A 24,872-nucleotide genomic window follows, 5' to 3' on the forward strand; every position below is an offset into this window, starting at 1 on the left:
TTCATACGCAGCCGGGCTCTGCCTCTCCGCAGCCTTGCAATGGATTTAGCAACACGGCCTAGGGAGGTACGTTTCTTCAATAACGGCAGCGCGAGCCACGGGAATCCCCCCAATACACGTGAACGCAGGAGATTGCGTTTGTTGCGATTAGAGTAGCACGCGCCGTCGACACAGTCGCAGGGAGGGCGACATCGCTCGACTGTTGCGTCGAGATCCTGATCAGGTGTTGCGCGTCAGCCATCTCCGCCTCAGGTCCTCGAGCGTGCGGACTCCGACCGCGTGGACACGCGCGGTGCCCGAGCGGGCGCAGTCCACCGCTACGAGCGCACGCGGCGCCACGTGACCGGTCGGCCAGGATTGATCGTCCGCTTTCAGCCGATAGATGACAAGGCGGCCATCGGCGTCGTCCACCAGACCGGCCTCATCGATGACGTCTTCAAGGCCGCCGCCACGAAGGTAACCGTGCGCCATGTCCGATCGCCCGACCAGATGCTCTCCCAGCGCCTCGAGCGCCGACCTGGGCGGATCGGCGTTGCTCCTCGGGGGTCCGGCACATTCCGGCCTCCATACTCGCGCCTGCCTGCGCGTGCCACTTGAGAGAAGCGGCCGCCATCCGGGCAGATCGCGGATGAGGATCGCGCGGTGGCATCATGGACGGATGTCTTTGGCTCGCGACATCCCGAACGTCCTCGCCTCGTTCCGCACGACCAGACGCGACATGTGGGACTGGGGAGCGGTGAACAGCTACGCGTTCGAAGCCGAACTCGGGGCGTCGCTGCTGGCGGACATGGCCGACGACTACGGCGCCGAGGGTGTGATCCCCGTCGTGCAGAAGGCGATCGCGAGCACCCTCCGGGTCCTCATGCGCTCAGACGACTCCGGCGGACTGATCCAACTCGTCATCCGGCAGCTACTGAACCTGCACGCCGAGCTGTGCACGCAGAGCCCGCCCGCCCCGGCGGCGCTGAGCGGGTGGATCCAGAAACAGCAATTCGGCGAACTCGGCGAGTACTTCTCGGTCGACGTCGTCGACTACGCGGACGCCCTCGGCGCCGCGGGCATCGCAAGGTTCGAAGCGCACCTCGACAAGCGGCGCCAGGCGCTGACCACACCCTTCGACGGGCGCCCAGACGCGGAGTTCACCCACGATGACGAGTGGCACGCCCGCCACGCCGTCCTCTACAACCTGCAACGCCTCGCCGTCCTGCACGGTGACGAGGAGGCGATCGTCCGCACTCACGGCGGAGACATGCCACGCGCACACCTGCACGCCGCCGCCGCCGAAGCACTCCGCGAGGCAGGACTGCCGGGCCGCGCGACCGTCATCGCACACGAGGGCATGACCCTCCCCGGCGGAGCGCACCAACAGCAGGAGTGCGGCGAGCTCTGGGCGGCGCTGGCCATCGAGACAGGTGCAGACGCCGCGGACGCGGCATCCGAGGTGTTCGAACGATGGCCCACAGCGAGCAACGCGGAAGCGTTGCAGGCAGCCTCAGGACAGAACTGGCCAGCGATCCGCGAGCACGCGATCGAGCGGATGCGCGAACGCCCCTGGGAGCTGATCGCGTACCTGACAGATGCCGACGACCTCGCGCGCGCATGGACCGAAGCGCTCCGAGCATCCGCGAACAGCAAGTCTCTCCACGCGTCGCAGTGGGACGACCTCGTCGGCCGATACAGCAAGATCGACCCCGTGGCCGTGCTCCCCGTCATGGCGCAACTCATCGACGACCGCCTCATCGAGGCGAACACCCGCGCCTACCCCGGCGCCGTGCGAAGGATGACGAAACTACGCGCCGCGGCCCGCGCCGCCGGACGCCCCGAGATCGCCGACGACTACCTCGCTGACGTACGCCGCCGCAACGCCCGGCGCCCGTCCCTGATCAAGCGAATGGATGCCGCCGGACTCTGATCCATCAGACCCGTCGCGATTGCAACCGCTCGGAGGAGACGGAGGGATTTGCACTCTCCGGCTCGCGCTCACGCGGGAGAAACGGCGAGTCGAACGACCGCGCGGCGAGCAGAAAGCTACGTAAGACCGCACATGATCGCCAGAATGCTCAACACCAACCACGACCGCAACGCGGCAGAAATGGCAGATTTCGTGGCAGTACCGGAACGAAACAGCCTCTGATCAGGCATTTTCAGAGCGGAGACGGAGGGATTTGAAATCGCGCCGATGGCAATCGAAGTCAACTGAAACCGCGTGATTCCGCGGGTTCTGACCCCGGCGGCGTCCGTTTCGATCAGGTCGATTCGGTTCGATTCGTGGCAGAAACGTGGCAGCGATTGAGGAGCGATCCCGCGGCCGCGCGCCGCTTTCAGCACGCGATTTCAGCCTACGCCGATTCAGACTCGACGATCATTTCGAGGGCTTCGACCGCTCCGCGCCGCGTCTCAAAACGGTCGAGGATTCTGGGCGGAAGCTATCTCCTCACGAAGACCCGGTCTTGTGCGTTCAGACGCCTGACGGACTTGAGTTTGTCGTTGTTGATTAATCAGTGGTCAGCGATGACAACATGCTAAGTTGTCGATGTTGATTTAGGGCGGAGCGGTGATGACAAATTCTACGAGTGGGCGGCCGGGACGCGGACGACCGAGCCGTGAAGTGATCTACAAGCGTTTCGCGACCGCAATCGATGAGCTGGCGAACTACGGCGGGCTGCCGAAGCCCTACGAAGCCAAGTCGCTGTGGGATCATCTGTGGCATCTTGAAGCTCACCACTCGACAGCGATCGAGGGAAACACTCTCGTCCTCCGCGAAGTCGAGACCCTGCTCGAACAGGGGCGCGCTGTGGGGGCGAAGGAGCTGAAGGATTACATGGAGGTCCTCGGATACGCCGAAGCCGCCCGGTGGGTATACCAGCAGGCCGTCGCCCCGGATGAGTGGTCGCACGACGGTCTGGTCACCGTCACCGAGGTTCGGCGCGTCCATGCTCTCGCCATGGCGAAGGTGTGGGAGGTGGCGCCACACCTGGATGCGCATGACACCGAAGGGCCAGGCAATTGGCGGCAGCATGAGATCCAGGAATTTGCGGGCGGCATGAAGCCCCCGACCTTCCCGCTCATCCCGTCCGAGATCACCGCGTGGGTCGATCGAGCAAATCACTTGCAAGAACAGATCACCGATGGATCACTCACCATCGCCGCGGTTCCGGAAGAGCTGGCCCGGCTGCATCGCGAGTTCGAGTGCGTCCACCCGTTCATCGATGGCAACGGACGCAGCGGAAGACTCCTGCTCAACCTTCTACTCATCCGGCTCGGGTGGCCGCCCGCGATCATCCTCAAGGAACAGCGACGGAAGTACCTCCGCGCACTCGAACGCTCGGATCAAGGGGATGACGGGCCTCTGGCAGAGGTGATCAGCCGCTCCGTCGTCGACAATCTCCATCGGCTCATCCCGAACATCGCCGGCCCTGCCAAGTACGTGCCTCTCGAGGCACTCGTCGACGACGATTTCAGCCTCGTCGCCTTAAAGCAAGCCGCATCGCGCGGGCGCCTCGAAGCCATCATCGGGAGCGACGGCCGGTACCGGTCGAGCAAGTCTGCTCTCGAGGAGTACAAGGCATCAAAGTACTCACGTGGCGAGAAGAAGCAATAGTCGGCACGCGCTTCACCACATCGATCCCCCTCACGGGTCGCGAGGGGAATCGATGTGGTGCAATCAGCGCTGGTCGCTCATCGCATGAGGTCGGTGCAGGTCGAGCGGAATCACAAGCGACTCCGTCGGAGGGAGGATGAGACTCGTCGGTTCGACTCCGACAGTTGTCCCGGTCAGCATTGCCCGGTCTCCGGGTTGACGGTCATCTTCCCGCACACCGATCCGCCCTCGGGCGCCTCGTCGACGACCGAGGAGGTGACGCTCGTCCAGCGCACCGCCGTGCCCGCCGGTACGCCGTCCTGGTCGCGGAGGAGGACCTCGCGATCGCCGATGAACGTGCCGGTATCGGGGTCGATGATGATGTCCACCCGGGTGCCCCACGCGTCCTCGACGCGGCCGATCGCGACCCCCGTGCGGCCGTCAAGGGTAGCTTGATCGCTGATGAACGTGACGCCCGGGATCATGGCCGCAGCCTTGTACATCGCGGCGCGCAGGTCGGCGGGCACGTTCCCGGCACGGAGACGGTCGGCCATGTACACGAGAGCCTCGGTGTCGGGCGAGGGACCGGAGCCGAGGGTGACACGGTAGATGTAGTTGAGCAGTCGATACGGGTCACGCGGAAGCTGGTCCAGATCGGCAAACCCCGCCCCGGCGTCACCCCCGTAGAACGCGCCCCCAGGTGCCCGGAGAAGATCCCCAGCCTCGAATGAACCTGACGAGGAGGACACGGCTTCCCACCACGCGTTCGCCACCTGCTCGGACTCCGGACCGAATGTCGCCGCGATGGATTGCGGACCGCGGACCCACACCCAGTCATCGGAGGGATCTGCGGGGCGGTAGAGAGTGTCATCGGACGCGTACTGGTACGACGCCACAACATCACCGATACCTCCGCTTGAGAGGTGTACGCCCCTGGTGTTGACCCTCAGATATTGGCCGGGCTGCACCGCGGGATCGACTGAGGTGATCGCGGCGGCGCTCGCCTCGTCGAGCACGGCGGCGGCAGCGGCATCCGCCCCACCACGCCAGCCAGCGAGGCCGACCACGTCCGTCAGCACGAGCCCCGCCACCAGTGCCGCGGCGCCGACCGTACTGAGTCCGCCGATCGCAAAGCGTCGGGCGCGTTTCGGTCGGCGCGACGTGCTGATGTGCGGCTGGGCGGAGCCGGAGGCTGCGTCTAGGAGCGCCGCCCTGCCCCGGTGCAACGTCGACTCCGGCGGTTCGGTCTCGCTACGCGTGTTGCGCAGCAGCGTCAACTCGTCCATGTTCCTTCTCCAGTTCGGGATCGTTGGTGCCGGCCGCGGTCCGCAGGATGCGGCGGGCACGATTCAGGCGTGAGCGGACGGTGCCGATCGGCACGTCGAGAGCGCGTGCGATGCCCGCGTAGTCGAGGTCGCCCCAGGCGTACAGCAGCAGGGTGTCGCGGTCGGACGCGGGCAGGCCACGCAGCGCCGAAGCCAAGCGCCGCGTGAGCCGTGCCGCGTCCAACCGCGCGCCCGCCTGCTCGATCATGTCGGGCGAGAGCTGCGCCGCGAGATCCGCGACCATGCCCTTCCATGCCCGCGCTTCCAGCCGCACATGCTTATGCATCAAGCGGGTGGCGATCCCGAACAGCCAGGGGCGAGCATCGACGATTGCGAGGTCGTACGCTGCTCTCTTCTCGAAGGCGACGAGGAACGTCTCCGACATCACGTCCTCGGCGCTGCCCTCTCCCAGCCGCTGCGCCGCGTAGCGGTAGATCGCCGGCGCATGTCGATCGAAGAGCAACGCGAACGCACCCGGCTCATCCGCCGAACGTTCGATCACCTCGTTGTCTGTGCTCACGTCTGTATTGCTCATTCCTCCCGTTCGAGTTCACGATCCACCACCTCGACCCGATCTGATGACACGACGTGCCGGTGCGGACAACGCGACGATAGCCGCCGACGGCGCGAGCACAGCGAGCGGAAGCGAGCGCCCGAGCGGGCACGCCGAGTCGGGGAGGAGACGGAGGGATTCGCGCGCTCGGTCTCACCCTTGAGTAGCCGCAACCATGCGCCGAGCAACTCACAGTGAGCAGAACGCTCAGCATAATCCCGCAGAACCGCAAGATTGCTCAACGCCAACCACATCGAAAACGTGGCAGAAATGGCAGATTTCATGGCAGAAGCGGAAGAAAATTGCCTCTGATCAGGACTTTTCTTGGCGGAGACGGAGGGATTTGAACCCTCGGTCCCCGTAAGGGGACTCCACCTTAGCAGGGTGGTGCACTAGGCCTGACTATGCGACGTCTCCAGGCGTTCTTCGGCCGGAGCCGCGCGAACGCACCCCGCAATCATAACGGGTTCGCACCGCACTGCCGAACCGGGTGCGGCCGCATCCGGCCGATGGCACGATCAGCGCTGGGCGACGGTGCAGGTCACCTGGGCCGCGGTCTGCCCGGTGATCGACGACGGCAGCTGCACGGCCTCCTGTGTGGGCGTCGGCGCCGCAGCCGTCGCACCGGCGTCGCCGGTGGCCGTCGGGCTGGGCGTGGCGCCAGGGTCGGCGGGCGACGGCGTCGCCTCACCGACGACCTCGGTGCCGTAGCCGTCGCTCGTCGACCCGGTCAGCTGGATCGGCTGGTTGTTGGCAAGCGCGTCGAAAAGCACCTTGGCCGCCGAGGTGACGGGGTCGACACGGGAGCCGCCGGTCGCATACACCGTGGGGTACTGCACGAAGACGATGTCCTGGTACGGCACGCTGCGCACCGCCATCGCGATCTGCACCATGCTCTGCGGGTTCGCCAACGACTTGCTGAGCACCACCTGCGGTGGATCGGCGGTCACCTGCGAGATCGCGGTGTTGGCGAGGTTGAAGAGGGTCGCCGGGTTGCCCAGCACACCCTCGGACTGCAGCTTGCGCACCAGAGAGCTCAGGAACTGCTGCTGGTTCGAGATGCGGCCGAGATCCGAGCCGTCGCCGATGCCGTGACGGATGCGCAGGAACTGCAGCGCCTCGACGCCCTTCAGCGTGTGCTCGCCCTTGGTCAGGTTGAGCCCGGTGTGGCTGTCGCTGATGTCGTCGGCGACACAGACGTCGACGCCACCGATGGCGTCGGACATCGCGATGACACCCGTCCATCGCGTCGCAGCGGCGAACTGGATGTCGACGCCGGTCAGCTTCTCGATGGTCGCCACGGTGCAGGTGAGGCCGCCGTACATGTACGAGGCGTTGAGCATCTGGCCGCTCATCGCCGAGTACTGCGTGCCGTCCGGGCCGGTGCACGAAGGGATCGGCACGATCATGTCCCGCGGAAAGGAAACGACCGTGACGCGACGCGGCTGATCGGAGATGTGCACGAGCATCGTGACGTCGTTGCGTTCGCCGTCGGTGTCGCCGGCCTGGCAAGCACCGGAGAGGGCGGCGTTGGGCCCCTCGCACGAGTCGGTGCCGACGACGAGGATGTTGGCGCCGCCCTCGATCTCGCCGAGCGTGGGCGGCAGCTGAACGTCATCGCCACCGATCGAGACACCGGCGGCCTGTACGGCACGCGCGGCATCCCACACATAGAACGCGCCCACGGCCGTCGTGCTCACCACGGCGACCGCGACGATCGCCGCGAGGATCGCGAGCACCTGCGACAGCGGGTGCGGAGACTTCAGGATGCCGTGGCGGGCGACGGGCTGCCGACGAGGGCGCTCGGGGCGTGGACTCACGGGGGACCTTTCGACAGCGGGCACGACCGCTTCTGCGGAGGGTGTGGGATTCGAACCCACGGGACATCTCTGCCCACCGGTTTTCAAGACCGGGTCCATCGGCCGCTCGGACAACCCTCCCGATGGATGCCGCGGCATCCCTCAGACAGGCGACGAGTCTAGTCGACGCACGATGCCCATCATCGCGCGTCGTCCTGGGCGGCGGCTGAAAAGGCGTCAGAGTTCGCGCAGGATGTCGGCGACGCCGCCGGCGTGCACCGAAGCCGTGACCTCTCCTGCTTCACGGCGCACCTCGTCGGGCCCCTGTCCCATCGCGATGGCACGGCCGCCGTGATCGAGGGCCCAGCGGAACATGCCGAGGTCGTTGCGACCGTCGCCCATCACCAGCACGCGCTCGCTCTCCACGCCGAGCCAGGTGCGCACGCGCTCCAGGGCGGTCGACTTGTCGACGCCCTGCGGCGCGATGTCGAGCCACGCCGACCAGCCCACGGCATACGAGACCTTGGTGAGGCCGATGCGTTCGACGAGGGCCAGGAAGTCCTCGTCGGTCTCGTCGGGCGCGACCACGACGACGCGGCAGACGGGCTGCGCGACGAGCTCGGCGAAGTCGACTCGGCGCGCGTGCGCCAGGTTCCAATCGTCGAGCCGCTCGGTGTAGAGTCGCTCGCCGTCGGCGAGTTCCACCATGTACTTCGCGTGCGGCAGGTGCGCGCGCAAGAGGTCGACGACCTCCGAGGGGTCGAACGTCTCGACGTGGAAGCGCTCGTAGCGGCCTTCTTCCGCGAAGTCGCCCCCGACGCGCTTCATGATGACGGCGCCGTTGGAGCAGACCGCGTACTCCGGGGCGAGCTCGAGCACGTGCTGGATGCCGCGGGTGCCCTCCCAGCTGCGGCCCGTGGCGAGCATCACCTCGTGTCCGGCGCGATGGGCGTGCGCGACGGCCTCCACGACACCCGGACTGAGGGTCTCGTCCTCCAGCAGCACCGTGCCGTCGACGTCGAGCGCGATGAGCAGGCGCTCCGTCGCGACGGCGGGGTTCTCGGCATCCGTCGCCAGATCGTCGACGAGGTGCGCGGCCTTCGGCGCGTCGACGACCTCGATCGCACCCGTGGGCGGCAGACGGTCTTCGGCGCGCGGGCCGCTCATGCGATCGGCTCCGCCACCTCGAGGCCGCCGAGGTAGGGCCGCAGCACCTCGGGGATCACCACCGACCCGTCGGCGCGCTGGTGCGTCTCCAGCAGCGCCACGATCCATCGGGTGGTCGCGAGGGTGCCGTTCAGCGTCGCGACCGGAGCGGTCTTGCTCGCCACGCCCTCGACGCTCGGCCGGTAGCGCACGTCGAGGCGTCGCGCCTGGTAGGTCGTGCAGTTGCTGGTGGAGGTGAGCTCCCGGTACGAGCCCTGCGTGGGCACCCAGGCTTCGACGTCGTACTTGCGCGCGGCGCTGGAGCCGAGGTCCCCCGCGGCCACGTCGATCACGCGGTAGCTGAGACCGAGGTCCTGCAGCATCTGCTCCTGCAGAGCGACGAGGCGCAGGTGCTCGGCCTCGGCGTCGTCGGGAGTCGTGTAGACGAACATCTCGAGCTTGTTGAACTGGTGCACCCGGATGATGCCGCGGGTGTCCTTGCCGTACGACCCGGCTTCGCGCCGGTAGCAGGTGGACCAGCCGGCGTAGCGCTTCGCACCGGCGGTCAGGTCGAGGATCTCGCCCATGTGGTAGCCCGCAAGGGGGACCTCGCTCGTGCCGACGAGGTAGAGGTCGTCGGCCTCGAGCTTGTAGACCTCGTCGGCGTGCTGTCCGAGGAAGCCGGTGCCGCGCATGACCTCGGGGCGCACGAGCGTCGGCGGGATCATGGGGATGAACCCGGCATCCACCGCGCGCTGGAGCGCGAGGGACATGAGGGCGTACTCGAGGCGGGCGCCGATGCCGGTGAGGAAGTAGAAGCGGCTGCCGGAGACCTTGGTGCCGCGCTCCATGTCGATCGCGCCGAGCTTCTCACCGAGGGCGAGGTGGTCGAGGGGCTCGAAGTCGAAGGATGCCGGTTCGCCGTGCGTACGGACGGTGACGAAGTTCTCCTCGCCGCCGGCGGGAACCCCGTCGATGACGATGTTCTCGATGCGGGCGAGGGCCGCGTCGGCGGCCTCTTCGGCCGCGGTGACGGCCTGCTGCGCCGCCTTCACACGGTCGCTCAGCTCCTTGGCCTGCGCGACAAGCGCGGGCTTGTCCTCCTTCGGCGCCGAGGCCACGGTCTTGCCGTGGGCGTTCTGCGCGGCGCGCAGCTCTTCGAACGCCGTGATCGCCGCGCGCCGGGCGCGGTCGGCTTCGATCGCGGCGTCGACGGTGTCAGCCGACTCGCCGCGCGCCTCCTGCGAGCGCTTGACGAGGTCCGGATTGTCGCGGAGAAGGGCGAGATCGATCACCCGACAAGTCTAGTTCGCGGGGTCGCCCCTGCTCGGTCGTCGGGCACGACGGCGGGTGCGCAACCCCTCCTCCACAGATGTACGCCGGCCGACGTCTCGCGAAGTTTTCCACAATATGAATCTGACCAGGGATTTTAATGCCCGGGATGTCGGAGGTGGCCGGAAGGATGGACTCATGTCAGCGACCACGCTACTCACGGCGGAACCCACGCCTCCGGCCGGACTTACCCCCGCCCAGGTGGAGGTTCTGCGCACGCTCACGCAGCGCGTCGTCGCAGCCCGGGCCGCGAAAGCGGCGGCCGACGCGGCCGAACTCAGGGTCCTGGCCGAAGCCATGGCGCTCGCGACCTCGCGAGGCGCGGAGAGAAGCGATCTGGCGGTGCGCGAGATCGCCGCCGAGCTCGCCGCGGCCGTCCGCGCTTCCGACCGCACGATCCAGGCGCGGATGGATGACGCGGTGATGGCGCTCGGGAGGTTCGGCGCAACGGTCGACGCGCTCGGCAAGGGCGAGATCGAACGGGCGCACCTCAACGCGATCGTCGATGCGGGAGCCCACATCGACGATGAGGCGGCGCGCGGCGCGTACGAGGCGGCGCTCGATCACGCGCGACGCGAGAGCCCGGGCCGGCTGCGCCCCGCCGCGCGCCTGCTCGCCCAGCGGTTCGACCCCGTCCCCTCACAAGAGCGCCACACCCTCGCAGCCGCCGCGCGTCGCGTCTGGGTCGATGACGGTGACGACGGCATGGCAGATCTGGTCCTCCGCTGCGCCGCGGCCGTCGCGCACGGCGCCTTCGACCGCGCCGCCCGCATTGCCCGCGCAGTCATCGACGCGCGAGAGAAGCCCGATGCCAACCACGCCGAGGGCGCCCGCGATTGCGGTGAGGCTCCCGCAAGCGATGTCCGCACGCTGTCGCAGGTGCGTGCCGACGTGCTGGCCGATCTGATCCTGACCGGCCACGCGACATCAGCAGAATCCGCGTCTTCGATCCCGACCGGCGAGGCGATCCACGCGCAGGTGCACGTCATCGTGCCGGTGACGACGCTCGCCGGTGGAGGCGAGGCCGGGGCCCTCGCGACCGGCGGCCCGATCGATCCCGACTCCGCGCGCCGACTCGCCGCCGGCGCCACCACCTGGACGCGGTTGCTGACCGATTCTTCGGGTCACGTGCTGGCGACCGAGGCCTACCGCCCCTCGACCGCCATCCGCGCCGCACTGGTTGCCCGCGACCGACACTGCCGGTTCCCCGGGTGCCGTCAGCCCGCGCGGCGGTGCGACATCGACCACACCCACGCTCGCGAGCACGGCGGGCCGACCTCGATCGGGAACCTCGCGCACCTGTGTCGACGGCATCACGTGTTGAAGCACCGCACGGCGTGGCGGGTCGTCCAGCGTCCGGGCGGCGTGCTCGAGTGGACGAGTCCGACGGGCCTGGTCTACCCGGACGTGCCCGCCCCGCCGCTGATGTTCACCGCCGGGTATGTTTAGCCGCATGGCATCCGCTGACGTCACTGCACCCTCCGGTGATGAGGCGTCGCCTCGCCGCGCGGCGCTGGTCTCCAACCCGATCAAGGTCGAGGTCGATCAGCTGCGCGATGCGGTGACCCGTCACTCCGCCGACGCAGGGTGGGCCGAGCCGCTCTTCTACGAGACGACCGTCGACGAACTCGGCGACGGTCTGGCGCGCGAGGCGATCGCGGCCGGAGCCGATGCGGTGCTCGTCGCGGGCGGCGACGGCACGGTCCGCGCGGTCAGCGAGGCCATGGCGGGCGTGGAGGTGCCGCTGACGATCGTGCCGAGCGGCACGGGCAACCTGCTCGCCCGCAACCTCCAGCTTCCCCTTTCCGATCCCGACGCCATGATCGCGGCGACCTTCGCGGGCGATGTCCACGCGATCGATGTGGGGTTCGCGGAGCTGGTGCGCCCCGACGGACAGCGGGAGGAGCGTGCGTTCGTCGTGATGGGCGGCATGGGTCTGGATGCCGCCATGATCGCCAACACCAGCGGCGATCTGAAGAAGAAGGTCGGGTGGGTCGCCTACGTCGACGGCGCCGCCCGCTCGCTCGTGAAGGCCAAACCCTTCGGCATCATGTACCAGGTCGCCGGCCACCGGATGCACCGCGCACACGTGCAGAGCGTGCTCTTCGCCAACTGCGGCTCGCTGCCGGCCGGTCTGGAGCTGATCCCCGAGGCGTCGGTCGCCGACGGGCAGCTCGACATCGCGATCTTCCAACCCAAGACGGCCTTCGGCTGGCTCGCCGTGTGGCGCCGCGTCGCCTGGGACAACAGCGTGCTGCGCAGGTTCCGCGCCGGACGGCGCATTCTGCGGCTGCGCACCCGGGACAACTCCATCCGGTACGCACGCGGTACCGGCATCCAGATCGCCGCCAGCGTCGCCACGCCGGTGCAGCTCGACGGGGACGCGTTCGGCGAGGCCACGGCCGTCGACGTGCGCATCCACGCCGGCGCGCTCCGGCTCGCCGTACCCACCGGGCACACCTCCCCCACGCTCTAGCCCGCCGGACACCGCATACGCAAGGGCTCGCCGCAGCCCGACGCACCCGGCACGATGGAGCCATGCCGGCATCCCCGAGCCTCGTCTGGTTCCGCGACGACCTCCGCCTCGCGGACAATCCCGCGCTGCGCGCGGGCGTCGACCGCGGCGAGCCCGTGATCGCGGTGTATGTGCTCGACGAGGAGTCGCCGGGTATGCGCCCCCTCGGCGGCGCCGCCCGGTGGTGGCTGCATCACTCCCTCACCGCGCTCGGCGAGCGCCTGCGCGAGAAGGGCACCCGCCTCGTCCTGCGCCGCGGCGCCACATCCGAGGTCATCCCTTCACTCGCCCGCGAGGTCGGCGCCGGCGCGGTGTTCTGGAACCGGCGGTACAGCGCGCCCGAACGCGAGGTGGACGCGGGCCTCAAGACGTCGCTGCGAGCCGACGGCCTCGAGGTGAGCTCGTTCGCGGCATCGTTGCTGTTCGAGCCATGGACCGTCCGCACCGGCGCGGGCACCCCCTACGGGGTGTTCACGCCGTTCTGGAAGGCGTGCCGGCAGCTGCCCGCTCCGCGCGAGCCCCTGCCGGAGCCGCGCGAGCTGCGCGGGGCGTCGACGTACCCGGCATCCGACGACCTCGACGACTGGGGCCTCCTGCCGACGAGACCGGACTGGGCGGGCGGGCTGCGCGAACGCTGGACACCCGGCGAGCTGGCCGCGCGCCGCCGCCTGCGGGAGTTCCTCGCCGAGGATGTCGCCGACTACGACCGCGCCCGCGACGAACCCGCCGGAGGCGCGACATCGATGCTGTCGCCGCGGCTGCGCTGGGGAGAACTCAGCCCCCACCAGGTCTGGCACGCCGCGGTGGCGTCGGGAGCCCACGTCGGAGGCTTCCTCTCCGAGGTCGGCTGGCGCGAGTTCGCCTGGCACACCCTTTTCCATGCCCCCGACCTCGCGGCGAAGAACCTGAAGTCCGCGTACGACGCCTTCCCCTGGCCCCGGCTCAAGCCCTCCATGCTGCGGGCGTGGCAACGGGGTGAGACGGGCGTGCCCCTCGTGGATGCCGGGATGCGCGAGCTCTGGGTGTCGGGCTTCATGCACAACCGGGTGCGGATGGTGACGGCATCCTTCCTCATCAAGAACCTCCTCATCGACTGGCGCCGCGGCGAGGAGTGGTTCTGGGACACCCTCGTCGACGCGGATGCCGCGAGTAACCCCTTCAACTGGCAGTGGGTCGCCGGCTCGGGAGCCGATGCCGCCCCTTACTTCCGCATCTTCAACCCGGAGCTGCAGGCGAAGAAGTTCGACCCCGACGGACGGTACGTCCGCGAGTGGGCGCCGGATGCCGCGGACAGGGAGCCCCTCGTCGATCTGAAGGCATCGCGCGACGCCGCGCTGGCGGCCTACGAGGCCGTCAAGAAAGCCCGGTGAATCCCGGCTGTGGAATGCGGCGGGCGGTCGCGGGGTTGTCTCCGTCGATGTCTCCCGCGCTCTCTGTTCTCGACCTCGTACCCGTCCGTACCGGCCAGACCAGCACGCAGGCGGTCGCCGCCTCGCTGGCTCTGGCACAGCGCGCCGATGATCTGGGCTACCGCCGCTACTGGTTCGCGGAGCACCACAACATGCCGGCTGTCGCGTCGACCACCCCGCCCGTGCTGATCGCCGCCGCCGCCGCACGCACGTCGCGCATCCGGGTCGGCTCCGGCGGCGTGATGCTGCCGAACCATGCGCCCCTCGTCGTCGCGGAGCAGTTCGCCGCCCTCGAAGCGATCGCTCCCGGCCGCATCGACCTGGGCCTCGGGCGGGCTCCGGGAAGCGACCCGGTCATCACCCAGCTGCTGCGCATGAGCGGCACCTCCAGCGACGTCGACCGCTTCCCCGATCACGTGCGCGACATCGGCGCGCTCATGTCGCCCGAGGGTGCGACGGTGCGCCTCACGGGCCGCGCCGGCGACGACGACCGCTACGGCATCCACGCGACGCCGGCGGCGACGGGCGCGCCCGAGGTGTGGCTGCTCGGATCGAGTGACTACTCGGCGCAGCTCGCGGCCGCATTCGGGCTGCCCTACGTGTTCGCCAACCACTTCTCGGGCGAGGGCCTCGAGCGGGCACTGGACCTCTATCGCGGCCAGTTCCAGCCCTCGGCGCACCTCGACGCGCCCCGCACCTTCCTCACCGCCAACGCGGTCGTCGCCGCCACCACGGCCGAGGCCGAGGAGCGCATGCTGCCGCAGGCACGCATGATGGCGCGTCTGCGCGGCGGGCGCCCGCTCACGGCTCTGGAGAGCGTCGAGCAGGCCGCGGCGGCGGAGGCGGAGGACCGTCTCGCCGCGCCCCTGATCGACGCCCTCCGGCGGCGTTGGTTCGTCGGCACGGGCGACGAGGCGCGTGCCGCACTGTCGGCGTTCGCCGCTCGCCACGGCGTCGACGAGGTCATGGTCTCGCCCGTGTCGGGTGCATACGACGGGGAGGCGATGAACGCCGCGACCGGCCGCGTCCAGACGCTGGAACTCCTCGCGGCCTGAGGCGCGCGGCGGGAAGCTCAGGCCTCCGGTGCCCCGGAGATGAGCGCGCGCAGCCAGTCGCGGGCCTCGACGAACACCTCATCCGAATAGCGCTCCGGATAGTGCACGATCGCGCGGTCGGCACGCGGATAGGAGCCCAGATAGATCATCTTCGGGCTGAACCGCCGCAGGCCCAGCAGCGCGTCGGCCATGCGCTCGTCCTGGATGTGCCCGTCCGCGTCGATGACGAACCGGTAGCGCCCCAGGGCGTCGCCGATCGGTCGCGAGGCGAGCAGCGACAGGTTGATCCCGCGCGTGGCGAACTGCTCGAGCATCTCCATCAACGCGCCCGGGTACTCCTCGGGCAGCTCGACGATCAGCGAGGTCTTGTCGGCGCCGGTCGGCGCGGGCGGCGCCACGGTGCGGCCCACCAGCACGAAACGGGTGACGGCGTTGGCATTGTCGCCGATCTCCTCGGCGAGCAGCTGAAGGTCGTGGTGTTCGAGGATCGCGGGCGGCGCCACCGCGGCATCCGCGTCGCTCACACCCTCCAGCATGTCCACGGCCGAGGCGACATTGCTCGACGCCGGCAGGTGCGCATGGTCGGGCAGATGCGCCGACAGCCACCGCAGGCACTGCGCGTAGGCGACCGGGTGCGCGGCCACGAGGGTGACGTCTTCGATGCGGGTTCCCGGGCGGGCGACGAGCACGAAGTTCACGCGGACCAGATACTCACCGATGATTCTCAGCCCGGGCATCGTGGCCAGCGCATCCTGCGCCGTGGACACTCCGCCGTCGACCGAATTCTCGATCGCGATCATCGCGGCATCCGACCGGCCCTCGACGACATCGGCGAGCGCTTCGGCGACATTGCGCACCGGACGCCAGATCTGATCGCGCGCTTCGGGCACCTGCGCCAGCGCCGCTTCGGTGAAGGTTCCGGCCGGTCCGAGATAGCTGTAGGTACGGCGCGCGGGCACGGATGCCGCAGACGCCCCGGTCGGCGAAGGCGCGGAAGTCACGGGTGACAGCCTACGCTGAAGGGGTGATCCGCCGATTCTCCCCCCTCGCCGTCGTCACCGCCGCCGTCCTCGCGCTCGGATTGAGCGCATGCGCCCCCGTCGAGGAGAAGCCGGCGACCCAGCCCACGCCGACCGGTTCTGCGAGCGCAACCCCGACGCCGACGCCCACTCCGACGGCGACGCCCTCGCCGTCGCCCACGGCCGACCTCGCCTGCCTCGTCGGCGCGTGGCACATGGGCCAGGACCAGGTCACCGCGTTCTACAACGACGTGAACTCGCTCATGGCGGGATCCGGTGCGAAGTTCACTCCCGTCGGCACCGCGGATCTCATCCTCCGCAAGGACGGGACCTACAAGTGGACCCCGGCCGAGCAGGTCACCGCGAACGTGTCGGGAACGACCATCCTCATCAACTTCAAGGGCTCGATCACGGGAACCTACACGGTCACCGGCAACGGGATCGGCAGCCAGACCCAGGACACGTCGGGCTTGGAGATCGTCGCGACGATCGACGGCAAGGGCACGGATGCCGGCGCCATCAGCCAGCAGATCTCGGTCGCGCCGATCAGCGACGCGAAGTACGGGTGCAAGCCCGACACGCTCACGCTCATCAACAAGCTGTCCGACAGCACGGCGACATCGGTCCTGCACCGAGAGTGAGCACGGGCGCCGCGGCAGTGACAGACTGTGGACATGAGCCGCGCAGGACAGCCAGCCGAAGCCTCCGACCTCGTCGACATCGATGAGCTCATCGCCGCCTACTACGACCTCAAGCCCGATCCGGCCGTCGCCGAACAGCGTGTCGCCTTCGGCACGAGCGGCCACCGCGGCTCGTCGCTGAGCACGAGCTTCAACGAGGACCACATCTTCGCGACCACCCAGGCGATCGTCGACTACCGCACGGCGCAGGGCATCAGCGGTCCGCTCTTCCTCGGTCGCGACACGCACGGCCTGTCGCTTCCGGCAGAGCGGACGGCGGTGGAGGTCCTGGTCGCCAACGGTGTGGACGTCCGTACCGACTCCCGCGATTCGTGGGTGCCGACACCGGCCCTCAGCCACGCCATCCTCACCTACAACCGCGATCTGGCCGCCGACGACCCCGCTCGCGCCGACGGCATCGTGGTCACCCCCTCGCACAACCCGCCGCGAGACGGGGGCTTCAAGTACAACCCGCCCCACGGCGGCCCGGCCGACACCGATGCCACCGGCTGGATCGCCGACCGCGCCAATGCCCTCATCGCCGCCGGCCTCGAGGGCGTGCGGCGCACGCCCTTCAAGGACATCGACGCCGACACCCTCGGTTCGTACGACTTCCGTGAAGGCTATGTCGCCGACCTCGGCAGCATCATCGACGTCGCCGCCATCGCGAAGGCGGGCGTGCGCATCGGCGCGGACCCCCTGGGCGGCGCCTCGGTCGAGTACTGGCAGCTGATCGGCGAGCGCTACGGGCTCGATCTCACCGTCGTGAACCCCGAGGTCGACCCGACGTGGCGCTTCATGACACTGGACTGGGACGAGAAGATCCGCATGGACCCGTCGTCGCCGTCCGCGATGGCCGCACTCGTGGCGCGACGCCATGAGTACGACATCCTCACGGGCAACGACGCCGACGCCGACCGCCACGGCATCGTGACGCCGGATGCCGGGCTGATGAACCCGAACCACTACCTGGCAGTGGCGATCGACTACCTGTACGCGCACCGCCCACAGTGGGCGGCCGACGCCGCCGTCGGCAAGACCCTCGTCTCGTCGATGATCATCGACCGGGTCGCTGCGGCGCTCGGTCGGCGCCTGCTCGAAGTGCCGGTCGGGTTCAAGTGGTTCGTTCCCGGCCTTCTCGACGGGTCGGTCGCGTTCGGCGGCGAGGAGTCGGCGGGAGCCTCCTTCCTGCGTTTCGATGGCTCGGTGTGGACGACCGACAAGGACGGCATCCTCCTGTGCCTTCTCGCCGCGGAGATCCTCGCGGTCACCGGCAAGACGCCGTCGCAGCGCTATGCCGAGCTGGAGGCCCAGTTCGGCGCCTCCGCCTATCAGCGCGTGGACGCCCCGGCGACGCCGGCGCAGAAGTCCGCCCTGTCCAAGCTCGCCCCGGAGGCGGTCACCGCGACCGAGCTCGCCGGCGAGCCGATCACCGCGAAACTGTCGCACGCGCCCGGCAACGGCGCCGCGATCGGTGGCCTCAAGGTGCAGACCGCACACGCCTGGTTCGCCGCACGCCCCTCCGGCACGGAGGACGTCTACAAGCTGTACGCCGAGTCGCTGCGCGGCGAGGAACACCTGCGCGACGTGCAGGCCGAAGCCCGCGCCGTCGTCGCGGCCGCGCTGGGCGACGCGTGACACGCACCGATCGCTGACCGCACGAACGGAAGCGGCCCCGGCCCCTCACAGAGAGGGACCGGGGCCGCTTCCGCTCACTCAGCCTCGCGCGGGCCGCCGACGCAGGACCAGCGCCGCGCCGGCGAGGACCAGGAGCATGGCGATGGCCAGAGCCACACCGAACGGGGCCATGGCGCCGGACGTCGCCAGCGCCGTCGGCGCTGCCGTCACCGTGACCGCGTACCACCCGATCACCGCTCCGGAGGCGTCGGTCACCGCGAGGCGGTGCGCGCCCGCCGGGGCATCCGTCGGAACGGTCACGGCGATCGTTCCCGCTGCCGAGACGGTTGCGGTGCCGAGGGCTCGCGGCGTCGAGAACAGCCGCCGATGTTGTAGCGGGCGATGTTGAGGTTGAGCTCCTTCTCGCCGAACACCTTGTCGAGGAGGTCCTGACGTACCTCCTCCGGATAGCCGCCGGCGGCGTTCGCGAACCAGACCAGGCTCGTCCCCCAACCCTTGAAGGGCTCGGAGGCGTAGGCGGGGTTGGGGGTGATCGTCACAACGGGGGGGCGCAGATGCCGCTGCCGTCGCGATGTTGACGTCAACACGCGACGTGCGCGGCGCCGCGGCGCCCCCTCATCAGGCCACGCGTGCGACGCCCGCTGCGAGCCGCGCCCCGGCGGCGCGCAGCCACCGTGCGGGATCGGCGAGCGCCGCGTCCGCCGACCCGGCGAGGTCGGTGAGCGCGATCGCCGCGCAGAACGCGGTCGCATCCGCCGCGGGGGCGACCCGTCCGGCGACGAGCGCCGTCGGCACTCCGGCCGCACCGGCCGCCGCGGCGACCACGGAGGGGGCCTTTCCGGCCGCGGACTGATCGTCGTAGGCCCCCTCACCCGTGACGACGAGATCGGCGGTCGCGGCGGCCTCGACCAGCCCCACGAGGCGGGCGATCTCCTCGGCGCCCGAGACGAGCCGCGCACCCCAGGTCAGCAGGGCGAAGCCGGTGCCTCCCGCCGCGCCCGCGCCCGCCACCATCGGATCGAGCGGGAACAGCGACGCGGCGTGCGCGAGACCCGCCTCTGCGCGGGCGACGTCGTCGATGCCCTTCTGCGGACCGAAGACCGCGGCCGCACCCGAGGGACCGAGCAGCGGAGTGGTCACATCGGAGAGCACGACGATGCCGCCGGCAGGAGGCTGTCGCAGCGCAGCGGTGTCGACGTGGGCGATCGCCGCCAGCCCGCCGGCGCCGTCGGGCACCGCGGCTCCGGCGCCGTCGACGAACCCGGCACCGAGCGCCGAGAGCATACCGACGCCGAGATCGGTGGACGCGCTCGATCCGATGCCGAGGACGAGGCGCGCCACACCGTGCTCGAGCGCGGCGGCGATCGCCTCGCCGAACCCGCGCGTCGACGCGTCCCAGGGACGCAACCGGCCGCCGAGCAGTTCGATCCCGCTCGTCGCCGCGAGCTCGACGACCGCGGTGCTGTCCGGCAGCAGCAGCCATGCGGTGTCAACGGGCGTTCCCGCGGGCCCGGTGACCGTGAGCGGCATCCGCGTCGCGCCCGGGACGGCAGCGGCGAACGCGTCCAACGTCCCCTCTCCCCCGTCGGCCATCGGCCGCAGCACCACGTCGTCGGCCGGTCGCACCGACCGCCACCCATCGCGCAGTGCGGCGGCGGCCGCGGCGGCGGGGATCGAGCCCTTGAAGCTGTCGGGGGCGAGGACGACGCGGGTCATGGGCGCGATGCTACGCGTTCACCGGCCCGCGGCATCGGTCACCGGCTCGCATCGGGCAGGATGGACACATGACGTGGCTTGTGACCGGCGGAGCGGGATACATCGGTGCGCACGTGGTGCGCGCCCTGCAGGCGGCGGGCATCGCCCCGGTCGTCGTGGACGACCTTTCGAGCGGCCACGCGTCGTTCGTGCCCAAGGGCGCGCCGTTCGTGGAGGGCACGATCCTGCATCGCGCGCTGTTGGCCGACACGATGCGCGAACACGGCGTCACGGGCGTGATCCACGTCGCCGGATTCAAGTACGCCGGCGTCTCGGTGCAGCGCCCGCTGCACACCTACGAGCAGAACGTCGAGGGCACCCGCGTCGTGCTGGCGGCCATGGCGGATGCCGGTGTGCACAACATCGTCTTCTCCTCCTCGGCCGCGGTCTACGGCACCCCTGACGTGCCGCTGGTGACCGAGGACCTTCCCAAGCGCCCCGCGTCGCCGTACGGCGAGTCGAAGCTCATCGGCGAATGGCTGCTGCGCGATCAGGGCGTGGCGACGGCATCCGACGAGCAGCCCCTCCGCCACACGTCGCTGCGCTACTTCAACGTGGTCGGCTCGGCCGACCCGTCGGTGTACGACACGAGCCCCCACAACCTCTTCCCGATCGTGTTCGAGAAGCTGCTCGCCGGCGAGACCCCGCAGATCAACGGCGACGACTACGACACCCCCGACGGCACCAACGTGCGCGACTACGTGCACGTCGGCGACATCGCGGCCGCGCACGTCGTCGCGGCGCAGCGACTCGAGGCGGGTGAGCCCATCGAGGCCGCGTACAACCTGGGGTCGCAGAACGGCCTGAGCGTGCGCGAGATCATGGATGCCATGGCCCGCGTGACCGGTATCGACTTCACGCCGAGGATCGGTCCGCGCCGCCCGGGCGACCCCGACCGCATCGTCGCCACCGGGGAGCTGGCCGCCCGCGACCTGGACTGGACCAACCGCTACACCGTCGACGAGATGGTGCGCACCGGCTGGGAGGCGCGCCGCGCCGCCCACTGATCCCGGCGCGGCGCTGCGTTTCGACTCTGCGTTTCGACTCGCGGCGCTCGCTCAACGACCGGCGCTCGCTCAACGAACGCGGGAAGCGGTGCTTTCCGGTCGTTGAGCGAGGAGCGCAGCGACGAGTCGAAACGCCGTCTCAGGCGGTCAAGCGGATGACCGCCCACGAGACGGCCGGCAGTGACACGCGCAGCTCGTCGCCCTGACGGATGACCTCCAGCGACTGCTGCCTCACCCGGTCCGGGTTGGCGACCCGGTAATCGGCATCGGTGATCATCCACGACTCGACGACGGCGAGGGATGCCGCGTCGAGTTCGCGCAGATCGATCACGAGCTCCGCGGCATCCGACACCGAGCGGTTCACGAAGAACACGCTCGTGCCGTCGTCGTCGGTCGTGACGACCGCGTTGACGGCGGAGACGTCGCCGAAGCGCGCGCTCTGCACGCGCGGCGCGCCGTCGATCTCGACCCGCCGCGCGGTGCTGCGGCCGCAGGCCGCGGCACTGATCCGCGCCGTCGCCGTCGACTGACCTCGCGAACGTCGTCCCGCGATCAGACCGGCGCGGGGCCCGTGCTGTCGCGCACGATGAGGGGAGCCGGCATGACGGCGCGGGTCGCCCCGGTCGCCGAGGTGGACTCGAGGTCGTCGCCCTCGTCGAGAAGAGCGGCGACGGCCTGGGCGCCGAGCCGGTCGAAGTGCTGGCGCACCGTCGTGAGAGGAGGGCGGTAGTTGGCCGCGTCGTCGACGTCGTCGAATCCGACGACGCTGACGTCTTCGGGCACCCGCGCACCGTGCTCGGCGAGGGCGCGCAGCGCCCCGAGGGCCATCTGGTCGTTGGCGACGAACAGGGCGGTGCCGACGGCGCCGTCGCCGATGAGCGTCTGGGCTGCCTCGTAGCCGGATGCCGAGCTCCACGAGCCGCGCACGAGCGCGCCGACGGGACGCCCCGCCGCCTCGAGGGTGTAGCGCCATCCGCGCTCGCGCTCGGCGGCCGCATACGAGGTCGTCGGCCCGGCGATGTGCGCGACCGTGGCGTGCCCGAGTGCGAGCAGGTGCGCGGTCGCGCCGGCCGCTCCCCCGGCATGATCGGTCTCCACGCCGGCGAACCGGTCGTCGGGCGGCGAGTCGACGACGACGAGTCGAAGAGCGGTCGGCAGATCCGCCGAGCGGACGAGAGCGGAGGCTTCATTGATGACGACCACGCCGTCGACTCCCTGCTCGTTGAGCCGCTGGAGCGCTTCGGCGGCGTCTCCGGAGCCGAGGGTGACCACCGCGACGTCGTGCTCGCGTTCGGCGGCGGCATCGGTCACCGCCTCGAGCATGAGCGAGTTTCCGACGGTCGCGAGCGTGGAGACGACGACGCCGATCGTGCCGGACCTCCCCGTGCGCAGGGCCCGGGCGGCGCGGTGGATGCGGTAGCCGCTGCGTGCCATCGCCTCCTCGACGCGGGCGCGGGTGGCGGGGTCGACCCGCGGGCTGGCGTTGACGACACGAGAGACGGTCTGCGCCGACACCCCCGCGATCCGTGCGACATCCGCCATCGACGCGCGTTTGTGTCCCATCCCGACCTCCGCGTTGACGATAGCACGCACATAGCCGTATCGTGTTATCGTGAACATGCCGGAGCCGCCTCCTCACCTCGCCCCCGCGACACCGCCGACGGCTCCCGCGACGCCGCTCGGCGCGGGCGTCGTCAAGCGCCCCACCCGCCTCGCCGACGGGCGCGACCTCATCTACTTCGACGACCCCGACACGACCCTCGGCCCCGATCGCGCCCTCGACACGCGCAGCCTCGACCCCCGCCCGGCGACGGCGACCATGCGCCAGGACATCCTCACGGGAGACTGGATCTCCGTCGCCGCCGCCCGACAGAACCGCGCCTTCCTGCCGCCCGCCGAACTCGATCCACTCGCCCCGCAGACCCCGACCAACCCGTCCGAGATCCCCTCGCACTACGACGTCGCCGTCTTCGAGAACCGCTCGCCCTCCTTCGGCCCGGCACTGTCCGAGGCGACCGGAGACGCCCCCGCGGCATCCGACCCTCCGCGCGGACTCGACGACCTCGCACACCTGGGCCTCGGGCGCACCCGCACGAGCGTCGGCCGCTGCGAAGTCGTCTGCTTCTCACCGGCGCGCAGCGGCTCGTTCGGCACGCAGACGCCGACACGCGCACGCACGGTGATCGAGGCGTGGGCCGACCGCACGGCGGCCCTGTCGGCGCTGCCCGGCGTGCAGCAGGTGTTCCCGTTCGAGAACCGCGGCGAGGCGATCGGTGTCACGCTGCAGCACCCCCACGGCCAGATCTACTCGTATCCGTACATCACCCCGCGCACGACCCGACTCCTCGACGCGATCGACCGGACGACACCGGACCTCTTCGCTCGTATCCTCGCGTTCGAGCAGGCAGGCCCCCGCGTGCTGCTGCGGGGCGAGCACTGGACCGCGTTCGTGCCGTTCGCCGCCCGCTGGCCGCTCGAGGTGCACCTGCTTCCCCACCGCCACGTGCCCGACTTCGCCGCCCTCGACGACGCCGAACGCGACGAGCTCGCGCCGATCTATCTGCGCCTGCTGCGCGGCATCGATGCCCTCTACGGCGACCCCACGCCCTACATCGCCGCGTGGCATCAGGCCCCGGTGCACGTGGGCCGCGACACGGTGCGCCTGAACCTGCAGATCACGAGCCCGCGCCGCGCGGCCGACAAGCTCAAGTTCCTCGCCGGATCCGAAGCCGCCATGGGCGCCTGGATCGGCGACGTCCCCCCCGAGACCGCGGCCGACCGGCTGCGATCCGCCATCGAAGGAGTCCAGCTGTGACGACCACGGCCACACCACGCACCGACGCGCACGACCTGTTCGGCGAGCTCACCGGCGCAGCGCCCGTGGGCTACTGGTCGGCTCCGGGACGGGTGAATCTCATCGGGGAGCACACCGATTACAACGACGGCTTCGTGTTCCCCTTCGCGATCGACGGCCGCACGATCGCGGCGCTGGGTACGCGCGACGACGGCCGCATCCGCGTCGTGTCGACCTTCGATCCGGTGCCGGTCGAGGTCGCGCTGGCCGACCTCGACGCCCTCTTCCCCGACCATCGCGACGAGATCGTCGAGTGGGCGCGCTATCCGCTCGGGGTGGCGTGGGCACTACGGGATGCCGCGCGTGCCGCCGGCCGCGACGCCGACGCCCTCACCGGGGTCGACATCGCTCTGGCCTCCGACGTCCCCGTCGGCGCAGGGCTCTCGTCATCGGCGGCGATCGAGGGCGCCACGGCATCCGCTCTCAACGACGTGTGGCAGCTCTCCCTCTCGCCGGTGGATCTCGCCCAGGCCGGTCGCCGCGCCGAGAACCTGGCGGTGGGAGCCCCCACCGGGATCATGGACCAGATGGCGTCGATGCTCGGCCGCGCCGACGCCGGCATCTTCCTCGACTGCCGGTCGCTGGAGGCCGATGTCGTGCCGCTCGGGTTCGCCGACGCCGGTCTGGAGGTGCTCGTCATCGACACCCGCGTGAGCCACGCGCACTCCACCGGCGGCTACGGCGAGCGCCGCGAGGCCTGCGAACGCGGAGCCGAGATCATGGGCGTCGCGGCCCTGCGCGACCTCGTGCCGGCCGACCTGGACCGCGCCCGTGCGCTGATGGACGACGTGACCTTTCGGCGCGTCCGCCACGTCGTCACGGAGGACCAGCGTGTGCTCGACGCCGTGCGCCTGCTGCGCGCGGAGGGACCGCGGGCGATCGGCGCGCTTCTCGACGCGTCGCACGCGTCGATGCGCGACGACTTCGAGATCTCCACGCCCGAGCTCGACCTGGCCGTGGAGACCGCGCGCGCAGCAGGGGCCGTCGGCGCCCGCATGACCGGCGGCGGCTTCGGCGGCGCCGCGATCGCGCTCATCGACCGCGAACTGGTCGATGAGGCGACCGCCCGTGTCGCCGCGGCATTCGCCGCCGCGGGCTTCGGCGCTGCGCACGTGTTCACCGTGCATCCCTCGGACGGCGCGCGCCGGGACGGGTAGCGTCGAGGGCGGGAGGTCGATCCGCGGCATCCCGGAAGGAGCACTCGT

The 24,872-nt window shown here is 70.1% G+C and carries 24 protein-coding genes and 2 tRNA genes; 11 read left to right on the top strand and 15 right to left on the bottom strand.

The genetic code is table 11. The annotated features are described in order from the left end of the window. Positions 1 to 219 precede the first annotated feature (219 nt). Complete coding sequence (locus AS96_RS09560) at positions 220 to 471, bottom strand: hypothetical protein (RefSeq protein WP_036288952.1); 252 nt, start codon at positions 469 to 471, stop codon at positions 220 to 222. Positions 472 to 658: 187 nt separating this feature from the next. On the opposite strand from AS96_RS09560, the gene AS96_RS09565 reads away from it, so the two are divergent. Further along, positions 659 to 1,912 carry a hypothetical protein gene (locus AS96_RS09565; protein WP_036288955.1) on the top strand — a complete coding sequence of 418 codons (1,254 nt, stop codon included), beginning with the start codon at positions 659 to 661 and terminating at the stop codon, positions 1,910 to 1,912. A 116-nt stretch (positions 1,913 to 2,028) separates the two neighbouring features. On the opposite strand, the gene AS96_RS15275 is transcribed toward AS96_RS09565, so the two are convergent. After that, positions 2,029 to 2,328 carry a hypothetical protein gene (locus AS96_RS15275; RefSeq protein WP_155947551.1) on the bottom strand — a complete coding sequence of 100 codons (300 nt, stop codon included), beginning with the start codon at positions 2,326 to 2,328 and terminating at the stop codon, positions 2,029 to 2,031. Between the two features lie 280 nt (positions 2,329 to 2,608). Between AS96_RS15275 and AS96_RS09570 the strand changes: the two genes are divergently transcribed. Next, positions 2,609 to 3,601 (top strand): Fic family protein, encoded by a 993-nt coding sequence (locus AS96_RS09570; RefSeq protein WP_231477206.1) that lies wholly within the window; start codon positions 2,609 to 2,611, stop codon positions 3,599 to 3,601. A gap of 173 nt (positions 3,602 to 3,774) precedes the next feature. Here AS96_RS09570 and AS96_RS14705 read toward each other — a convergent pair whose 3' ends face one another. The 7 genes from AS96_RS14705 to serS form a co-directional block, all read right to left on the bottom strand. After that, complete coding sequence (locus AS96_RS14705) at positions 3,775 to 4,866, bottom strand: CU044_5270 family protein (protein WP_051498825.1); 1,092 nt, start codon at positions 4,864 to 4,866, stop codon at positions 3,775 to 3,777. Next, positions 4,832 to 5,425, bottom strand: coding sequence for an RNA polymerase sigma factor (locus AS96_RS09580; protein ID WP_231477208.1), 594 nt, complete (start codon positions 5,423 to 5,425; stop codon positions 4,832 to 4,834). The genes AS96_RS14705 and AS96_RS09580 overlap by 35 nt, the downstream gene beginning before the upstream one ends. Positions 5,426 to 5,783: 358 nt before the next feature. Next, positions 5,784 to 5,875 (bottom strand) — tRNA-Ser (locus tag AS96_RS09585). 101 nt (positions 5,876 to 5,976) lie between these two features. Next, the gene (locus AS96_RS09590) at positions 5,977 to 7,278 is read right to left on the bottom strand and encodes an LCP family protein (RefSeq protein WP_051498826.1); all 1,302 of its coding nucleotides are present in this window, start codon (positions 7,276 to 7,278) and stop codon (positions 5,977 to 5,979) included. A gap of 35 nt (positions 7,279 to 7,313) precedes the next feature. Further along, positions 7,314 to 7,398, bottom strand: a tRNA-Ser gene (locus AS96_RS09595). 96 nt (positions 7,399 to 7,494) lie between these two features. After that, on the bottom strand, positions 7,495 to 8,424 hold the full coding sequence (locus tag AS96_RS09600; RefSeq protein WP_036288963.1) for an HAD family hydrolase: 930 nt from the start codon (positions 8,422 to 8,424) through the stop codon (positions 7,495 to 7,497). Next, on the bottom strand, positions 8,421 to 9,698 hold the full coding sequence (gene serS / locus AS96_RS09605) for a serine--tRNA ligase (RefSeq protein ID WP_036288966.1): 1,278 nt from the start codon (positions 9,696 to 9,698) through the stop codon (positions 8,421 to 8,423). The genes AS96_RS09600 and serS overlap by 4 nt, the downstream gene beginning before the upstream one ends. Before the next feature lie 175 nt (positions 9,699 to 9,873). On the opposite strand from serS, the gene AS96_RS09610 reads away from it, so the two are divergent. From AS96_RS09610 to AS96_RS09625, 4 genes are all read left to right on the top strand, one after another. Next, complete coding sequence (locus AS96_RS09610) at positions 9,874 to 11,184, top strand: HNH endonuclease signature motif containing protein (protein ID WP_051498827.1); 1,311 nt, start codon at positions 9,874 to 9,876, stop codon at positions 11,182 to 11,184. Positions 11,185 to 11,188: 4 nt separating this feature from the next. Then, complete coding sequence (locus AS96_RS09615) at positions 11,189 to 12,211, top strand: diacylglycerol/lipid kinase family protein (protein WP_036288969.1); 1,023 nt, start codon at positions 11,189 to 11,191, stop codon at positions 12,209 to 12,211. Positions 12,212 to 12,273: 62 nt separating this feature from the next. Next, positions 12,274 to 13,620: a cryptochrome/photolyase family protein gene (locus tag AS96_RS09620; RefSeq protein WP_036288972.1), complete on the top strand. Its 1,347-nt coding sequence runs from the start codon at positions 12,274 to 12,276 to the stop codon at positions 13,618 to 13,620. A gap of 14 nt (positions 13,621 to 13,634) precedes the next feature. Further along, complete coding sequence (locus AS96_RS09625) at positions 13,635 to 14,714, top strand: LLM class flavin-dependent oxidoreductase (RefSeq protein WP_036288975.1); 1,080 nt, start codon at positions 13,635 to 13,637, stop codon at positions 14,712 to 14,714. Positions 14,715 to 14,731: 17 nt separating this feature from the next. Here AS96_RS09625 and pheA read toward each other — a convergent pair whose 3' ends face one another. After that, the gene (gene pheA, locus AS96_RS09630) at positions 14,732 to 15,715 is read right to left on the bottom strand and encodes a prephenate dehydratase (protein WP_005054570.1); all 984 of its coding nucleotides are present in this window, start codon (positions 15,713 to 15,715) and stop codon (positions 14,732 to 14,734) included. A 23-nt stretch (positions 15,716 to 15,738) separates the two neighbouring features. On the opposite strand from pheA, the gene AS96_RS09635 reads away from it, so the two are divergent. Together AS96_RS09635 and pgm are read left to right on the top strand one after the other, a co-directional pair. Further along, on the top strand, positions 15,739 to 16,374 hold the full coding sequence (locus AS96_RS09635) for a hypothetical protein (protein ID WP_231477210.1): 636 nt from the start codon (positions 15,739 to 15,741) through the stop codon (positions 16,372 to 16,374). Positions 16,375 to 16,407: 33 nt separating this feature from the next. Next, the gene (gene pgm, locus AS96_RS09640) at positions 16,408 to 18,051 is read left to right on the top strand and encodes a phosphoglucomutase (alpha-D-glucose-1,6-bisphosphate-dependent) (RefSeq protein WP_036288977.1); all 1,644 of its coding nucleotides are present in this window, start codon (positions 16,408 to 16,410) and stop codon (positions 18,049 to 18,051) included. A 78-nt stretch (positions 18,052 to 18,129) separates the two neighbouring features. On the opposite strand, the gene AS96_RS09645 is transcribed toward pgm, so the two are convergent. From AS96_RS09645 to AS96_RS09655, 3 genes are all read right to left on the bottom strand, one after another. Beyond that, positions 18,130 to 18,351, bottom strand: coding sequence for a hypothetical protein (locus tag AS96_RS09645; RefSeq protein WP_036288980.1), 222 nt, complete (start codon positions 18,349 to 18,351; stop codon positions 18,130 to 18,132). Further along, positions 18,348 to 18,590, bottom strand: a complete 243-nt coding sequence (locus AS96_RS09650; protein ID WP_036288982.1) for a hypothetical protein — start codon at positions 18,588 to 18,590, stop codon at positions 18,348 to 18,350. The genes AS96_RS09645 and AS96_RS09650 overlap by 4 nt, the downstream gene beginning before the upstream one ends. 79 nt (positions 18,591 to 18,669) lie before the next feature. Continuing rightward, entirely contained in the window at positions 18,670 to 19,767 is a 1,098-nt protein-coding gene (locus AS96_RS09655; protein ID WP_036288986.1) for a glycerate kinase, read from the bottom strand. A 68-nt stretch (positions 19,768 to 19,835) separates the two neighbouring features. Here AS96_RS09655 and galE point away from each other — a divergent pair, with 68 nt between their 5' ends. After that, entirely contained in the window at positions 19,836 to 20,813 is a 978-nt protein-coding gene (gene galE / locus AS96_RS09660; RefSeq protein WP_036288987.1) for a UDP-glucose 4-epimerase GalE, read from the top strand. Between the two features lie 139 nt (positions 20,814 to 20,952). On the opposite strand, the gene AS96_RS09665 is transcribed toward galE, so the two are convergent. Both AS96_RS09665 and AS96_RS09670 read right to left on the bottom strand, forming a co-directional pair. After that, entirely contained in the window at positions 20,953 to 21,258 is a 306-nt protein-coding gene (locus AS96_RS09665) for a hypothetical protein (protein WP_231477212.1), read from the bottom strand. Positions 21,259 to 21,365: 107 nt separating this feature from the next. Next, positions 21,366 to 22,376, bottom strand: a complete 1,011-nt coding sequence (locus tag AS96_RS09670) for a LacI family DNA-binding transcriptional regulator (RefSeq protein ID WP_036289029.1) — start codon at positions 22,374 to 22,376, stop codon at positions 21,366 to 21,368. A gap of 55 nt (positions 22,377 to 22,431) precedes the next feature. Between AS96_RS09670 and galT the strand changes: the two genes are divergently transcribed. Both galT and galK read left to right on the top strand, forming a co-directional pair. Next, entirely contained in the window at positions 22,432 to 23,628 is a 1,197-nt protein-coding gene (gene galT, locus AS96_RS09675) for a galactose-1-phosphate uridylyltransferase (protein WP_036288989.1), read from the top strand. Then, positions 23,625 to 24,824, top strand: coding sequence for a galactokinase (gene galK, locus AS96_RS09680; protein WP_036288991.1), 1,200 nt, complete (start codon positions 23,625 to 23,627; stop codon positions 24,822 to 24,824). The genes galT and galK overlap by 4 nt, the downstream gene beginning before the upstream one ends. Positions 24,825 to 24,872 lie beyond the last annotated feature (48 nt).

The organism is Microbacterium sp. MRS-1 (assembly GCF_000585455.1).
Lineage (GTDB): Bacteria > Actinomycetota > Actinomycetes > Actinomycetales > Microbacteriaceae > Microbacterium > Microbacterium laevaniformans.

Excerpts from the sequence above, each read along its gene's own strand:
- AS96_RS09560 (WP_036288952.1), bottom strand. The coding sequence starts at position 471 with ATGGCGCACGGTTACCTTCGTGGCGGCGGCCTTGAAGACGTCATCGAT.
- AS96_RS09565 (WP_036288955.1), top strand. The coding sequence starts at position 659 with ATGTCTTTGGCTCGCGACATCCCGAACGTCCTCGCCTCGTTCCGCACG.
- AS96_RS14705 (WP_051498825.1), bottom strand. The coding sequence starts at position 4,866 with ATGGACGAGTTGACGCTGCTGCGCAACACGCGTAGCGAGACCGAACCG.
- AS96_RS09600 (WP_036288963.1), bottom strand. The coding sequence starts at position 8,424 with ATGAGCGGCCCGCGCGCCGAAGACCGTCTGCCGCCCACGGGTGCGATC.
- AS96_RS09610 (WP_051498827.1), top strand. The coding sequence starts at position 9,874 with ATGTCAGCGACCACGCTACTCACGGCGGAACCCACGCCTCCGGCCGGA.
- AS96_RS09615 (WP_036288969.1), top strand. The coding sequence starts at position 11,189 with ATGGCATCCGCTGACGTCACTGCACCCTCCGGTGATGAGGCGTCGCCT.
- AS96_RS09620 (WP_036288972.1), top strand. The coding sequence starts at position 12,274 with ATGCCGGCATCCCCGAGCCTCGTCTGGTTCCGCGACGACCTCCGCCTC.
- AS96_RS09625 (WP_036288975.1), top strand. The coding sequence starts at position 13,635 with ATGCGGCGGGCGGTCGCGGGGTTGTCTCCGTCGATGTCTCCCGCGCTC.
- pgm (WP_036288977.1), top strand. The coding sequence starts at position 16,408 with ATGAGCCGCGCAGGACAGCCAGCCGAAGCCTCCGACCTCGTCGACATC.
- AS96_RS09655 (WP_036288986.1), bottom strand. The coding sequence starts at position 19,767 with ATGACCCGCGTCGTCCTCGCCCCCGACAGCTTCAAGGGCTCGATCCCC.
- galE (WP_036288987.1), top strand. The coding sequence starts at position 19,836 with ATGACGTGGCTTGTGACCGGCGGAGCGGGATACATCGGTGCGCACGTG.
- AS96_RS09670 (WP_036289029.1), bottom strand. The coding sequence starts at position 22,376 with ATGGGACACAAACGCGCGTCGATGGCGGATGTCGCACGGATCGCGGGG.
- galT (WP_036288989.1), top strand. The coding sequence starts at position 22,432 with ATGCCGGAGCCGCCTCCTCACCTCGCCCCCGCGACACCGCCGACGGCT.